Source organism: Weissella fangxianensis (assembly GCF_024718545.1).
Classification (GTDB): domain Bacteria; phylum Bacillota; class Bacilli; order Lactobacillales; family Lactobacillaceae; genus Weissella; species Weissella fangxianensis.
Genome location: NZ_JAMXDB010000007.1, coordinates 56,908 through 71,801, shown reverse-complemented (window position 1 = coordinate 71,801; position 14,894 = coordinate 56,908). Strand labels below are relative to the sequence as shown.

General features: G+C 39.9%; 16 protein-coding genes and 2 tRNA genes. 16 read left to right on the top strand and 2 right to left on the bottom strand.

The window, feature by feature from the left end:
• Nucleotides 1-216: 216 nt before the first annotated feature.
• Nucleotides 217-288, bottom strand: a tRNA-Asn gene (locus tag NGR58_RS03680).
• A 133-nt stretch (nt 289-421) separates the two neighbouring features.
• A tRNA-Asn gene (locus NGR58_RS03675) sits at nt 422-493 on the bottom strand.
• Nucleotides 494-688: 195 nt separating this feature from the next.
• Between NGR58_RS03675 and NGR58_RS03670 the strand changes: the two genes are divergently transcribed.
• The 16 genes from NGR58_RS03670 (at nt 689) to atpH (ending at nt 14,892) form a co-directional block, all read left to right on the top strand.
• Nucleotides 689-1,411 carry a MucBP domain-containing protein gene (locus NGR58_RS03670; protein ID WP_258088295.1) on the top strand — a complete coding sequence of 241 codons (723 nt, stop codon included), beginning with the start codon at nt 689-691 and terminating at the stop codon, nt 1,409-1,411.
• 28 nt (nt 1,412-1,439) lie between these two features.
• Nucleotides 1,440-2,405, top strand: a complete 966-nt coding sequence (manA, locus tag NGR58_RS03665; protein ID WP_258088294.1) for a mannose-6-phosphate isomerase, class I — start codon at nt 1,440-1,442, stop codon at nt 2,403-2,405.
• Nucleotides 2,406-2,560: 155 nt separating this feature from the next.
• Entirely contained in the window at nt 2,561-3,913 is a 1,353-nt protein-coding gene (locus tag NGR58_RS03660) for a MurT ligase domain-containing protein (RefSeq protein ID WP_258088293.1), read from the top strand.
• Nucleotides 3,914-3,917: 4 nt separating this feature from the next.
• The gene (locus tag NGR58_RS03655) at nt 3,918-4,625 is read left to right on the top strand and encodes a type 1 glutamine amidotransferase (protein ID WP_258088292.1); all 708 of its coding nucleotides are present in this window, start codon (nt 3,918-3,920) and stop codon (nt 4,623-4,625) included.
• A 123-nt stretch (nt 4,626-4,748) separates the two neighbouring features.
• Nucleotides 4,749-5,351: a thymidine kinase gene (locus NGR58_RS03650; RefSeq protein WP_258088291.1), complete on the top strand. Its 603-nt coding sequence runs from the start codon at nt 4,749-4,751 to the stop codon at nt 5,349-5,351.
• A 21-nt stretch (nt 5,352-5,372) separates the two neighbouring features.
• Complete coding sequence (prfA, locus tag NGR58_RS03645; protein WP_075270369.1) at nt 5,373-6,458, top strand: peptide chain release factor 1; 1,086 nt, start codon at nt 5,373-5,375, stop codon at nt 6,456-6,458.
• A 9-nt stretch (nt 6,459-6,467) separates the two neighbouring features.
• Nucleotides 6,468-7,328, top strand: coding sequence for a peptide chain release factor N(5)-glutamine methyltransferase (gene prmC / locus NGR58_RS03640; protein WP_258088290.1), 861 nt, complete (start codon nt 6,468-6,470; stop codon nt 7,326-7,328).
• A gap of 2 nt (nt 7,329-7,330) precedes the next feature.
• The gene (locus tag NGR58_RS03635; protein ID WP_258088289.1) at nt 7,331-8,359 is read left to right on the top strand and encodes an L-threonylcarbamoyladenylate synthase; all 1,029 of its coding nucleotides are present in this window, start codon (nt 7,331-7,333) and stop codon (nt 8,357-8,359) included.
• 29 nt (nt 8,360-8,388) lie between these two features.
• Complete coding sequence (gene glyA, locus NGR58_RS03630; protein WP_258088288.1) at nt 8,389-9,639, top strand: serine hydroxymethyltransferase; 1,251 nt, start codon at nt 8,389-8,391, stop codon at nt 9,637-9,639.
• A 39-nt stretch (nt 9,640-9,678) separates the two neighbouring features.
• Nucleotides 9,679-10,308, top strand: coding sequence for a uracil phosphoribosyltransferase (gene upp, locus NGR58_RS03625; RefSeq protein WP_258088287.1), 630 nt, complete (start codon nt 9,679-9,681; stop codon nt 10,306-10,308).
• Between the two features lie 89 nt (nt 10,309-10,397).
• Nucleotides 10,398-11,027, top strand: coding sequence for an NAD(P)H-binding protein (locus tag NGR58_RS03620; protein ID WP_258088286.1), 630 nt, complete (start codon nt 10,398-10,400; stop codon nt 11,025-11,027).
• A 243-nt stretch (nt 11,028-11,270) separates the two neighbouring features.
• Nucleotides 11,271-12,548: a solute carrier family 23 protein gene (locus NGR58_RS03615; protein ID WP_258088285.1), complete on the top strand. Its 1,278-nt coding sequence runs from the start codon at nt 11,271-11,273 to the stop codon at nt 12,546-12,548.
• Between the two features lie 294 nt (nt 12,549-12,842).
• Nucleotides 12,843-13,553: a F0F1 ATP synthase subunit A gene (atpB, locus tag NGR58_RS03610; RefSeq protein ID WP_258088284.1), complete on the top strand. Its 711-nt coding sequence runs from the start codon at nt 12,843-12,845 to the stop codon at nt 13,551-13,553.
• A gap of 38 nt (nt 13,554-13,591) precedes the next feature.
• Nucleotides 13,592-13,810 carry a F0F1 ATP synthase subunit C gene (atpE, locus tag NGR58_RS03605; RefSeq protein ID WP_258088283.1) on the top strand — a complete coding sequence of 73 codons (219 nt, stop codon included), beginning with the start codon at nt 13,592-13,594 and terminating at the stop codon, nt 13,808-13,810.
• 24 nt (nt 13,811-13,834) lie between these two features.
• Entirely contained in the window at nt 13,835-14,350 is a 516-nt protein-coding gene (gene atpF / locus NGR58_RS03600; RefSeq protein WP_258088282.1) for a F0F1 ATP synthase subunit B, read from the top strand.
• Nucleotides 14,350-14,892: an ATP synthase F1 subunit delta gene (atpH, locus tag NGR58_RS03595; RefSeq protein ID WP_258088281.1), complete on the top strand. Its 543-nt coding sequence runs from the start codon at nt 14,350-14,352 to the stop codon at nt 14,890-14,892. The genes atpF and atpH overlap by 1 nt, the downstream gene beginning before the upstream one ends.
• Nucleotides 14,893-14,894: the final 2 nt, after the last annotated feature.

Here is a 14,894-nt window from a genome sequence, read left to right as displayed (position 1 = left end):
TTTCCGTATTTTATAAGGCGGAATACCTTGTAGATACATTGTGACAGCTTCAATTTGTACTTCTTTTGAAAACATAGTAAAACCCCGTAAGTTTTGGAAATTACTCCAACTTACGGGGTTCAGTTCACAACCACCTTTTTATATAGTATACATAAATTAATGAATTTTAGATAAAAAGAAACCGAGACAACTTTTTGTGTCTCGGTTTTTTAATTACTGCTCTGGCTGGGTTCGAACCAGCGACCTCCTCATTAACAGTGAGTTATTCTACCACTGAACTACAGAGCAATCATCGCATCAAGCAATGTAATAAATATACAACGCTTATGATTAAAAGTCAACCAGATAAATGAAAATGTTTTAATTTATCTGATATATAAAAGAGATGCCTCAAGATAGTCTTGGTATTGCTTTTATATAACTGCTCTGGCTGGGTTCGAACCAGCGACCTCCTCATTAACAGTGAGTTATTCTACCACTGAACTACAGAGCAATAATTAACCAGCGAATACATTAAATATACACGGCGATAGATTAAAAGTCAACCACATAAATGAATAAAATTTAATAATCATTCTGGAAGGGGGATAATATTAAATAAAAAGTAAAAGGATGTCAATAAAACAAGAAAAAAATTCATTTAATTGGTATGATAGAGTTAATAAATGACGATTAGGGGGCAGCGCAGATGGCTGACTTTCAACTAAAAGGGATGCCCGTATGGGTGTATGCAAAAGATGTTGATACAAAAAGTGCGCTGACACGTGCACGATTAATTGAAGGCTATATTGGTGACACTTTCTCAATTGATCCGGAACCAATATCAGGTTATCGTTTTGTGTCTTCAGAGGGGACATTGACAGGAACCTTCGATGAACAAACCATGTATTCAGCGACATTTTACTATCAACGTGAGGATGTTGCTGAAACAGAGCAGTTGGCACATAAATATTTACGTATTTTAGCTAATGTACAGCCTGTTGTTGATGTGGAAGATCTAACTGAAACCGGCCAAAAACTATGGTCCGGTTCTGTTGTTAAGGTTTCGCAACGCATGGCGACACGAACAGGGGATTTTTGGTATCAATTAGCTGATTCCAGATGGATCAAGTATGATATGCAGACGATGAAGCTCACTGATAATGATGGTCAACATCATCAACCGGTTGCTGAATGGAAGCGACCAACGGTTTGGCAGCCAACGCCAATCAGTGCCCAGGGTAAAATCGACTATATTCCTGGTCAAGAAGTGGCCGTTTATTCACAACCGTACGGACATGAAATTGGGCGTATACAGCATGGTACTTCGGTAGAAGTGACGGAACAAGTCGTCGATCCTTCAGGTGTTACATGGTACCATGTTGCGCAACAAGGATGGTTATCAAGTATTTATTTGTCGTTAAATATGTAATTAATTACGTTATTAATCGGGGGACATTATGACAGAACCATTGATATTGAAACCAGCATTACACGAAAAAATATGGGGTGGTACCGCATTACGAGACGTTTATGATTTTGATATTCCATCAGAAAACACTGGTGAGGCATGGGTGATTTCTGGACATCCTAATGGTCCAGTTACCGTGACCAATGGTAAATATGCGGGTAAAACCGTGGCGGAGCTATGGCGTGAAGAGCCAGGGTTGTTTGCTAATCAAGATGTGGATCGACCATTCCCTCTGCTGGTAAAAATTTTAGATGCTCACCGTGATTTGTCGGTACAAGTACATCCTGATGATGAGTATGCTGGCGAACATGCTGGTGAGTTAGGTAAAACCGAATCATGGTATATTTTGTCTGCTGAGCCGGGAGCCACCATTTACTACGGTCACACAGCACAAGATAAACAAACATTTGACCAAGAAGTTGATGATGCCGATTGGGATACTTTGTTACAGAAGGTTCCTGTAAAAGCTGGCGATTTCTTTTATGTGCCTGCTGGGACGTTGCACGCCCTTGGCGAAGGCGTTTTGACGTTAGAAACACAACAATCTTCCGATGTGACTTATCGGGTCTATGATTTTGACCGGGTTGATGCAAAGACGGGTGCTAAGCGTGATTTACATTTGGCTGATGCTAAAAATGTCACGACCGTACCATTTGTTCCTGATCAACCAAAGCCAAGGGCTTCACATATTGAAGATTTGACGCTTACAGAGTTAGTTACAGCACCATATTTTAATGTGGTGAAGTGGCAAATTGCTGGTCGTGCAACGGTTGATGCAACGGCGCCCTATACATTGGCAACAGTGGTTGATGGTGATGTTGAATTAACGGTCTTTGGGGTGACTTATCAATTAGCAAAAGGGACTAGTTTTATTTTGCCGAATGATGTTGAGACATGGAAACTTCATGGACATGCCACATTAATTACATCAACGCCAGGGCCTAAGTCGCTATAAAAATAGGATAGTAACATTTATGTTAAAGGCGCTAACTGTTGCATAAACGGTGGTGTCTTTCTTTATTTTAAAATGGTAAAATTTGATAGATGATTATTGAAAAGATATTGCAGATAAAGGCGTGCGTGATTTGTTTGCACAATTAGGAGGATAACATGAGCCTTAAAAGTGGATTAGCAACTTTGGTTGGGAAGGGAACTTATGCTGTATTGCATGATGTCTTACATCGAGGTGGTACATCATTGCCTGGTAAGTTAGCAACAAAAATTGACCCCAATGTCATGCAAAGCTATGCTGAAAAATATGATGTTATTCTGATTACTGGCACGAATGGTAAGACTTTGACAACAACGTTAACAACGCGCGTCTTACGAGAAAAATATGCTGATGTCATTACTAATCCTTCGGGTTCAAATATGATGCAGGGTATTACAGGAACGATGCTGACATCAAAGGTCACGGATAAACAACGACGTCCAGTAGCGTTACTAGAAGTAGATGAGGCCAATGTGGAGGCGGTTGCTAAACAATTAAAACCCAAAGCTTTTGTATTAACAAATATTTTCCGTGACCAGATGGATCGCTATGGTGAGATTTATACTACCTATGAAAAGATATTAAAAGGTATTCGTCTCTTTCCCGAAGCAACGGTCATTGCGAATGCGGATTCGCCAATTTTTATGCGTGGGAATTTACCAAATCCAAAAGTCTATTATGGTTTTAATCATGTACCAGCTACTGGTGACATGAAAGCGCCACATAATACTGACGGTGTGTTATCACCAACAGATCATTCAATTTTGCATTATCATTTTATGACATTTGGTAATCAAGGCGATTATTTCTCGGTAACTGATGATTTTAAACGGCCGGCTTTAGATTATGCAGTCACGAAGCTTAATAAACTAACACCGATTTCATCAAACTTTGATATTGACGGTAAAACTTTCCAAATTGAAATTGGTGGTATGTACAATATCTATAATGCGTTAGCAGCATATGCTGTTGGTCGTTTTATGGGTGTATCAGCTGACCAGATTCAGCAAGCATTTTCATCTAATGCGCAAATATTTGGACGTCAAGAAGCAGTTAAAGTCGATGATAAAGAAGTCACGATTGTCTTGATCAAAAATCCGGTGGGTGCAAACCAGGTTATTGACATGATGAAGACAGATGATCAACCTTTCTCAATGATTGCCTTGCTCAATGCGAATTATGCCGATGGTATTGATACTAGTTGGATTTGGGATGCAGATTTTGAGTCATTACACGATACTGGCATCCAAGCAGTCGCAACAGGTGGTGAACGATATAAGGATTTGTATGTTCGTTTAAAGATGGCCAACTTTGGCGATCATCCAGTTTATCAAGATTTAAAGCAAATTGTGCCAGCAATTAAAACATTGCCTACAAAGCGTGTTTACATACTTGCAACGTATACGGCAATGTTGCAGTTACGTGCTGAATTGAAGCAACAAGGTTATATTCATACAGGAATGGGGGAATAATCCAATGGCTGATTATAAGTTACATACAGCACATTTGTACGGTGATTTGATGAATACGTATGGAGATTTTGGTAATATTGTTGCTCTCAGATATTATGCGCATCAAATTGGGGTCGAAGTAGATGAAAAAATTATCTCATTAGGAGATGATTTTGATCCGACAATTTATGATTTTGTGTTATTTGGTGGTGGTCAGGACTACGAGCAAATGATTGTGGCTGATGATTTGCCAGATAAAGCACCTGCGTTGAAACAATACATTGAGACTGACGGCCCATTTTTAGGGGTTTGCGGTGGTTTCCAGCTATTGGGACAGTATTTCTTGCTAGCTGATGGTACTAGAGTAAATGGGATCGGTACACTAAGTCACTATACATTAAATCAACCGGATAATCGCTTCATTGGCAACATAACCATTCATGATGAAGTGAATGATTTGGAATACCATGGATTTGAAAACCACCAGGGACGTACTTTCTTAGGAGATGATGAACGTCCGCTTGGCAAAGTTGTCAAGGGTAATGGTAACAATGGTGAAGACGGTGGTGAAGGTTTAGTATATCGCAACGTTTATGGGACATATTTTCATGGACCTATCTTGACGCGTAATGGTAATTTAGCCTTACACATCTTGCAACTAGCTTTAGAGCGACGATATCCAGATGTTGATTGGCAGGATAAAATTGCAGCGATTACGCCAGAATTTTTCTAGACGATTTTGCAGAATCAAACAAGGGGGATGGAACGATAACGCCATTCTCTTTTTTTTATTGACATTTTTGTTATACTAGACTGGAGTGCAAACTGGATTTTTACAGGAGAAAGGCAGAAAAAGATGGCACAATTATTCTTTCGTTATGGTGCAATGGCCAGTGGTAAAAGCATTGAAATTTTGAAAGTTGCACATAATTATGAAGTGCAACAAAGACGCGTTTTGCTCCTAACAAGTGCGCTCGATGACCGATCAGGAGTTGGTGCAATTGCATCACGAATAGGTATGCAGCGTGCAGCACAGGCGATTCATCCAACAGACGACTTGTTTAAATTGATATCAGAAAGTGATTCGATTGCCGCTGTGTTGATTGATGAAGCACAATTTATGACTAAAGAACAAGTTTTGCAATTAACCAGGGTAGTAGATGAATTAAATATTCCGGTACTAACTTTTGGATTGAAAAACGATGCGTTTAACGAGTTATTCCCTGGCTCAGAGGCATTACTGATTTATGCTGACAAAATCGAAGAAATGAAAACACTTTGTTCATTTTGTGGTCGTAAAGCCGTGATGAACTTGCGTATTTCAAACGGGCAACCGGTCTACGAAGGTGAACAAGTTCAAATTGGTGGGGATGAGGCTTACATGCCGGTCTGCCGTAACCATTATAATCATCCTGATCTAGCAGCATTAGCTCGTCGGACTGGATTAAATACAAAATAAAGATAAAGGAATAAAAAACACATGGATGAAATTTTTGAAAAAGTGCAATCTGTTGTGGATCGCTATGATGAAGTCAGCGAAATGATTTCTGATCCCGACGTTATTGCTGATACAAAACGTTTTTTGGCGCTATCTAAAGAAGAGGGTAGTCTACGAGAGACGGTCGAAACTTTCAAGCATTACAAACAGGTCGTTGAAAGCATCGAAGAAAATGAAGAGATTTTGCGTGAAGAAGCGAATGATTCTGAACTTGAAGAGTTAGCTAAGGAAGAGCTAAAAGACTTACGTGTTGAAAAAGAATCACTAGAAGAGCAAATTAAGATTTTACTACTACCTAAGGATCCAAATGATGATAAGAACATTATCATGGAAATTCACGGAGCAGCTGGTGGCGATGAAGGTGCTTTATTTGCGGCTGACCTTTATGACATGTATCTTCGCTATGCCGAAAAAGAAGGCTGGACAGTTGAAATCATTGATGAGAACAAGACCGAAATTGGTGGCTACAAAGAAATTGTCTTGATGATCACTGGGGATAATGTTTATTCAAAATTAAAATTTGAAAATGGTGCCCATCGTGTGCAACGAGTACCCGAAACTGAATCGGCTGGTCGTGTGCACACTTCGACAGCCACTGTTGGTGTGATGCCAGAATATGAAGATGTCGATATTGAGATTGAAGACAAGGATTTGCGTGTGGATGTTTATCGTTCATCTGGTGCTGGTGGACAACACATCAATAAAACGTCATCAGCGGTACGTATGACCCACTTACCAACTGGTATTGTTGTTGCCATGCAAGATCAACGTTCACAACAGCAAAACCGTGCGAAGGCAATGGAAATCTTGAAGACACGTGTCTATGATTACTACGCATCACAGAATGAGGCTGAGTATGCTGAGCAACGTAAGACAGCTGTTGGAACTGGTGATCGTTCTGAACGAATTCGTACATACAATTATCCACAAAATCGTGTGACTGATCATCGTATTGGTCTGTCATTGAATAAGTTGGATCGTATTATGAATGGTGAATTAGAAGATGTCATCGATGCTTTGTTGATTGCTGATCAGACAGCAAAGCTGGAAGCCTTGAAGCAAGGATAGAATAAACGTATGTTTGATGAACAATGGACGATTCAAGCTGTTCGTGAATGGGGCGATTGGCAATTAGAGCCCTACATTCATGATCAAGAAGAGCGTATGGCTCAAATCGATTATTTGTTAACAGGAATGATGGATTGGAATTACGCACAACTAGGAAACAACTTAAACACAGTTCTAGAAGATGAAAAACGACTACGATTTATGGTCGCTGTTCGTGCTATTAAAGGTGGACAACCAGTGCAATACGCACTTGGCCATGCTGCGTTTTACGGACGTGAATTTCAAGTTGATCGTCGTGTATTGATTCCACGACAAGAAACGGAAGAACTAGTGGAATGGGTGCTCAAAGACCATCCATCGAATGCCAAACAACGAGTATTAGACATTGGTACTGGTTCTGGTGCCATTGCTGTTTCACTAAATGCAGAACGTACGAATTGGGATGTTACGGGTACTGATATCTCAACAGATGCTTTGGCCGTTGCGAAAGAAAATGCGCAGTTATATGCACCAGCAGTAAAGTTGGTGCAAAGTGATCTGTTTACAGATGTTACAGGCACTTTTGACATTATTGTTGCTAACCCACCTTACATTAGCCGTGGTGAACAATCAGTGATGGATGAATCAGTGGTTATGTTTGAACCAGACGTTGCCCTTTATGCGGATGATGATGGATTGGCGTTGTATAAGAAAATGGCAACAGACCTGCTGACTTTTTTGAAGCCAGGTGGGGCTGCATACTTTGAAATCGGTTATCAACAAGGGGGCAAACTTGTTGATTTATTTGGAACGTTACCTAAGGTCACAGTAACGTTACATCAAGATTTAAGTGGTCATGATCGAATGATTAAAGTATTGCGGGAGATGTAGAAATGACAGAGACAAAAATATGGACAGTTAACGAGATGGATGCGGCGGCGCGTGCGATTCAGCGTGGTTCGTTAGTCGCTTTCCCGACAGAAACTGTTTATGGGCTTGGTGCCGATGCTTATAACGAAAAAGCGGTTGGCAAAGTATATGCAGCCAAAGGACGTCCTTCAGATAATCCTTTGATTGTGCACGTTGCGGATCCAGAGCAAGTGTCTGATTTTGCAATTGTTAATGAGCGTGCACAAAAATTGATGTCGGCTTACTGGCCAGGACCATTGACAATGATTTTACCAGTAAAGCCAGGCGCATTATCAACGACGGTCACTGGTGGACTAGATACAGTAGCCGTTCGTTTGCCTGACAATGATGCTACCCGTCAATTGATTCGTGAGAGTGGTAAACCACTTGTTGGTCCTTCAGCCAATACATCTGGAAAACCTTCACCAACATTAGCCAAGCATGTCTATCATGATTTGCATGGTAAAATTGCGGGTATTTTGGATGATGGGCCAACTAAGATTGGTGTGGAGTCAACAGTGTTAGATTTATCATCGGATATGCCAGCAGTTTTGCGTCCTGGAAAAATTACGCCAGCACAAATTGAAGCAGTCATTGGGATGTCTATTGATTCCGAAGTTCATCATGTTGCTGATGACGAAACGCCCAAAGCGCCAGGAATGAAATATTGCCACTATGCTCCTGATAAGGCAGTTTATATGGTTGCGCCAGAAGATTGGACACAAGCAATTATCTGGATGCAGTCACAATTAGAGCCAGTTGGTCTGATGTTGACGAATGATCTAATTGAAAAGCATCAGCTAGCAGGGATGGATTTTATCTGGTCACTAGGTGATAATAATGACACAGCTGCAGCAAAATTATTTGCCGGTTTGCGTCATTTTGATGATAAGAAAGATGTGCAAACGATTCTTGTTGCTGCTATGCCACAAGTTGATGTGAATGGTGCTTATAATAACCGTTTAGGTAAAGCATCAGGTGGACACTGGATTAGTGAGTTGTTACATGTTTAAGCTTTTTTGACTTAAAGGAGGTCAACCCAATGACAAATTACCGTGATTTTGATCCTGAACTATGGGCTGCAATCGACCGTGAAGCCGATCGTCAAGAACATAATATTGAATTGATTGCTTCAGAAAACATTGCCTCTGCAGGTGTACGAGCAGCGCAAGGAAGTGTTCTAACGAATAAGTACGCTGAAGGGTATCCTAATAAGCGTTACTATGGTGGTACGGAGTATATTGATCAAGTAGAACAATTAGCAATTGATCGTGTAAAAGAACTATTCGGCGCAGAGTATGCAAATGTGCAACCGCATTCTGGTTCACAATCTAATGCTGCTGTTTATGCTGCCTTATTAGAACCCGGTGATCATGTTTTAGGTCTTGACCTTAATGCTGGAGGACATTTAACACACGGTTCTGCAGTTAACTTTTCTGGTAAAACTTATCAATTCCATGCCTATGGATTAGATGATGACGAGCGCATTGACTATGATCAAGTGGCCGCCTTGACAGCAGAATACCAACCAAAATTAATTGTTACTGGCGCTTCAGCTTACTCACGATTTATTGATTTTGATCGATTCCGTGAAATTGCTGATTCTGTGGGTGCTTACTTAATGGTTGATATGGCGCATATTGCTGGTTTAGTTGCTGCAGGAGTGCATCCATCACCAGTTGGGATTGCTGATGTTGTGACATCAACAACGCATAAAACATTACGTGGGCCACGTGGTGGTTTGATTTTGGCCAAAAAAGAATTGGGTAAGGCCATTAATTCAGCAATTTTCCCAGGCACACAAGGTGGACCATTAGAACATGTGATTGCTGGTAAAGCAACAGCTTTCTATGAAGCAATGCAACCAAGCTTTAAGGTATATGGACAACAAGTTGTTGCTAATGCCAAAGCAATGACTGATGTTTTTGCACAATCAGATCTTGTACGTGTTGTTTCAGGTGGTACCGATAATCACTTATTTAACTTGGATCTGACAAAGACAGGTATTTCTGGTAAAAAGGCGCAGAACATTTTAGATAGTGTTCATATTACAACGAATAAAGAAGCTATTCCAAATGAACCACGCAGTCCATTTGTAACATCAGGTATTCGTATTGGAACGCCCGCCATTACTACCCGTGGCTTCAAAGAAGCGGATGCTAAAGAAGTTGCTGAGTTGATTTTACGGGTGTTGGCTAATCCAGAAGATGAAGCTACTCTGGCGTCAGTTGCACAGTCAGTATTAGATTTAACAAACAGATTCCCATTATCGGGGATTGAACACGCAAATTAAAAAAGCGTATAATAGAGAAAAATGAAATGGAGCTTTGAAATGAGTAAGCTAACGGTTTTTGATCACCCACTAATTCAACATAAATTAACGATTATTCGTCATAAAGATGTTGGTACAAAAGAATTTCGTGAAATTGTTGACGAAATTGCTTCATTGATGGCTTATGAAGTAACACGTGATCTACCAGTTGAAGACGTTGTTGTTGAAACACCCGTTGCGACGACGACCCAAAAAACACTTGCTGGTAAGAAATTAGCAATTGTACCAATTTTGCGTGCTGGTTTGGGAATGGTTGACGGTATCATGAAGTTAATTCCTGCCGCTCGAATTGGACATATTGGTATGTATCGTGATGAAGAATCACTTGAGCCAGTGGAGTACTTTGTAAAGTTGCCTGAAGATATTGATCAACGTGAAGTTTTGGTTGTTGATCCAATGTTGGCAACTGGTGGATCTGCTGTGATGGCGATTGATGCATTAAAGAAGCGTGGTGCCACAAAAATTAAGCTGATTACACTTGTTTCAGCACCAATTGGTGTTGAGACGGTGCAAAAAACTCATCCAGATGTTGATATTTATACAGCTGGTTTGGATGAGAAGCTAAACGAACATGGTTATATTATTCCGGGTCTAGGTGACGCGGGTGACCGTTTGTTTGGGACTCATTAATAGCAAAATTTCATTATTATATATTGAAATGTTGGGGAGGTTGGTAAATTTTTACCAACCTTTTTTGTTTTATTTGGAAAGGGGAAATTATGAGAGTTTTAGTAGCTGGTGCAAGTGGACGAGTAGGTCGTTTGTTGGTTGATAAATTAGCTGCTGCAGGTCATGAAGTGGTTGCAGGTACTCGTCATTTAGACGAACAATTTAATAGCGGCAAGGTCGAGCTAGCTAACATTGATCTATTAGTCGATGAAGAACAACTAGTAACTGAATTGACTGATTTAAAGTTGGATGCTGTTTATTTTGTTGCCGGATCACGAGGTAGTAATGCATTACAAGTCGATGCCTTCGGTGCTGTTAAGTTAGAAAATGCGGCCGAAAAAGTTGGTATTAAGCGATTTATCATGTTGAGTGCATGGCAATCAACTAATCCTAAAGCTTGGGGTGAAGAATTAAGGGATTATTATATTGCAAAATTCTTTGCCGATAATTGGTTGATGGATCATACAACATTAAATTATACGATTCTGCAACCAGGTAATTTATTAGAAGAAGCCGGTTCAGGTAAAGTGCAGTTTAATCCAAAGACAGCGACCGCCAATAGTATTGAAAATGTGGCTGATGTGTTAGCTGGCATTTTAAATGCTGAAAATACCTATGGTAAATTATTGCCAATGGGGGATGGTGAAACCGATATTAAGTCTGCGATTGCAGAATTTTAATAATTTAAACGTTTAACCTTTAATTAGTTCTGTTTACTAATTTTGTTAACTGATATATAATTATAACCGTTAAAAATAACTTTAACTTGGTCCTGTGAGGCTAATAAGATTATTTTGGTGCTGTCGTGTTGATTTGGCGGTAAGCGAAACTATCATATTAGAGAAAACTATCAAGTTGAGGTATTTTTATACCTCAACTTTTTTATTTCAGGTTATAAGTTTATATATGAAAGGAATAACACGATGGAAGTTAAACGTGATGTCGTATTAGATGTGGATGAAAAGCCAGGTTTCTGGCAATGGATAGGGCTGTCGTTGCAGCATATGTTCTCAATGTTTGGATCAACGGTTCTTGTTCCATTGTTGGTTGGATTGAACCCAGGGATTGCCCTGTTTAGTTCTGGTGTTGGAACGCTATTGCATATTTTAATTACGAAACGTCAAATTCCTGCTTACATGGGTTCAAGTTTTGCCTTTATTATTCCCATGGTTGCTTTGATGAAAACGACTGGTTATCCAGGAGTTGCCACTGGAGTTATATCAGTTGGTATTGTTTATTTGATTGTGGCAGCAATTGTTGGTTTTATTGGTACTGATTGGATTGAAAAATTATTACCACCAATCGTTGTTGGTCCAATTATCATGGTTATCGGATTGTCATTATCCGGATCAGCAGCAGAATCAGCAACATTGTTAGATGGTAAATACGATATTCGCGTATTTTTGGTTGCTATGGTTACGTTAGGCATTACGATTTTCTTTAATATGTATCTTCGTGGCTTTCTAGGTTTGATTCCAATTCTATTAGGCATTATCGTTGGTTATGTCCTAGCAATTATGGTTGGCTTGGTTGATTTAAAGCCAGTTGCAGATGCTGCTTGGTTTGCCTTACCAGAATTTGATATGCCATTTGTTGATTACAAACCTGTGATGCATTGGGGCGCAGTATTAGTCATGGCACCAATTGCATTAGTTACGATCACAGAGCATTTAGGTCATTTGATGGTTTTGGATGATTTAACAGGACGTGATTATATCAAGAATCCTGGTCTACACCGTACTTTAGCTGGTGATGGTGCTGCTTCTCTGTTTGCTGGATTAGTTGGTGGACCATCAGTGACGTCTTATGGTGAAAATATTGGTGTCATGGCAATTACAAAGGTCCACTCAGTTTACGTATTGATTGGCGCAGCAACGTTTGCAATTCTATTTTCATTTGTTGGTAAACTGTCAGCGGTCATCCAAAGTATCCCTGGTGCAGTAACCGGAGGGGTGTCATTCTTGCTATTTGGTGTCATCGCTGCATCTGGTTTACGTATCATTGTTGAAAATCAACTTGACTTTAATTCAAAGCGTAATTTGATGATCACTTCATCAGTCTTGGTGATTGGTATTGGGAATGCCTACCTACAAATTGGTCACGGCAATAACATTGTACAGTTCTCAGGTGTTGCTATTGCAACAGTTTTGGGCATTGTGTTGAATTTGATTTTGCCTGAAAAAGCAGCTTCTGAAAAATAGTAATTAAGAACAGTTTTTGTAAAAAAGCTGTTTTTATTTTATTTATGTTTATTTCTTTGTGATGAATATTTCGTTTTTGGATATTCCGCTTATTCTATTCTTTTTTGGAATAACAGAAATCGTATGATAACAAGCTTTATAAAAAGGCGTTTCGATAATGGGACAAATAGGGGCGATTGTTAATGATTGAATTAGCTCAAAAAAGAGGTAATATTAGGGAGTAAAAGTTAAACGGTGCTGTTTAAAATGCATGCCGCTTGATTAGACTTCAAGAAAGGAAAGAGGTGAATTTCATTGGAGAAAACCGCGACCTTTAGCATTGCGGGGTTGACGTTTGATTGGAACGTGGTTATTTCGACATTGGTTTCAATGACAATAGTTTTTCTACTAGCGCTTTGGACCTCTCGAAAGTTGGTTATGAAGCCAGCTGGAAAGAGTAAGCAGAATATGCTAGAGTGGGTCATTGATTTTACCAATAATATAGTTGATGGATCACTCCCAAATAAGACTGGTAACAGTTTGAAGTTTTTCATATTTTCCATGTTTTTGTTCATCTTCGTTGGAAATCAATTAGGTGTTGCCTTTATGGTTGATGTTGGCGGTAATACGTTTCTGAATTCCCCAACGGCTAACCCATTAGTGACAATGACTTTAGCGTTAATTGCTATTACTATTTCCCACTTTTTAGGTGTTGAAAAGCAAGGTTTCAAGAATTACTTCAAGTCAGTATATCTGTCACCGTTTAGTGTCTTGTTCCCTTTAAATCTTATTGAGCAATTTACGAGTTTCTTAACATTAGGGCTACGTTTATTCGGTAATATTTTTGCTGGTGAAATGGTATTGTCTCTATTGTGGCAGTTAGCTCAATCTGCGGGTGTAATTTCATTCGTGCCAGCTTTCTTACTCACAATTATTTGGCAAGGATTTTCATTATTTATTGGGGCAATTCAAGCGTTTGTCTTCGTCACTTTGACAACTGTCTATGTTTCGGAAAAGACAGAGTAACTACAGTAACTGTTTAAATTAATCGGAGGATTTTAAAAATGGATGTTGCAACCATTGGTGTTGGAGTTGCCGCAGCTGGTGCCGCTATTGGTGCCGGTATTGGTAACGGTATTGTTATTTCAAGTATGATTGCTGGTATGGCACGTCAACCTGAATTAGAAGGTAAGCTACGTACAAACATGTTCATTGGTGTTGGTTTGGTCGAGGCTGTGCCAATCATCGCTATCGCTATTGCCTTCATGTTGTTAGCACAATAATCGAAACGCGGAGGCCAACTAATTATGTTTAATCAAATTGTTCTAGCGGGTGCTAGCGAAGGGTTGGCTTTGGGTAACATGTTGTTTGTGCTAGTGGCATTCCTAGTATTGATGCTTCTTTTGAAGAGGTATGCTTGGGGTCCAGTAGTAAAAATGATGGAAAAACGTGCAGAAAAGGTTGCCCATGATTTGGATACTGCTGAAGAAGCGCGTCAGCAGGCCGAGGAAATGGCTGCTAAGCGTTCGGAGCAGTTGCAATCAGCACGTACTGAAGCCAATGGCATCGTTTCAGATGCTAAGACAGCAGCTGGTAAGCAGCGTGATCAAATCGTTGCTGCCGCTCAGGCAGACGCTCAAGCTACAAAAGAACAAGCAAGTGCACAAATTGCGCATGAACGTTCTGAAGCAATGGCTGGCGTCAAGGGTGAAGTTGCTGACCTATCAGTAACCATCGCACAAAAGATTATCCAAAAAGAACTAAAGTTAGATGATCAAAAAGCGCTTATTGACGCTTATATTGAAGGGTTAGGTAACAAGTAATGGCATTAGATAAAGCAACGATTGCTAAGCGATATGCCGTTGCTTTGTTCGAATTAACCCATGATCAAGGTACTGATACAGAAACGTTGGCTGAACTGTCAGCGCTTCGTGATGTATTAGAACAAAATCCAGAATTTACGAAAGCATTGTTATCTTTGCGTATTGATGAAGCTGCTAAGCAAAAAATGTTGGCAACTTTATCTGAAGGAACGAGCCAAGTCGTAGCTAATTTAATTCAGATGACCTATGACTATCGCCGTATCCAAAACTTACCAGCGATTATTACTAAGTATGAAGAACTTGTTAATAAAGCTGCTGGTATTGTGAATGCAGAGGTACAAACAGCGGTGCCATTGAGTGATGAACAAGTTTCACGTTTGAAAGAGAAACTTGTTCAGCGTTATCAGGCTAACGAATTGCGTTTGACGCAAAGCGTTGATGAGAACTTACTTGGTGGGGTCATTGTGAAAGCCAATGACCAAATTTTGGATGGATCATTAGCAACTAAGTTAGCTGCTATTCGTCAGAGTATCATCCGCTAGTA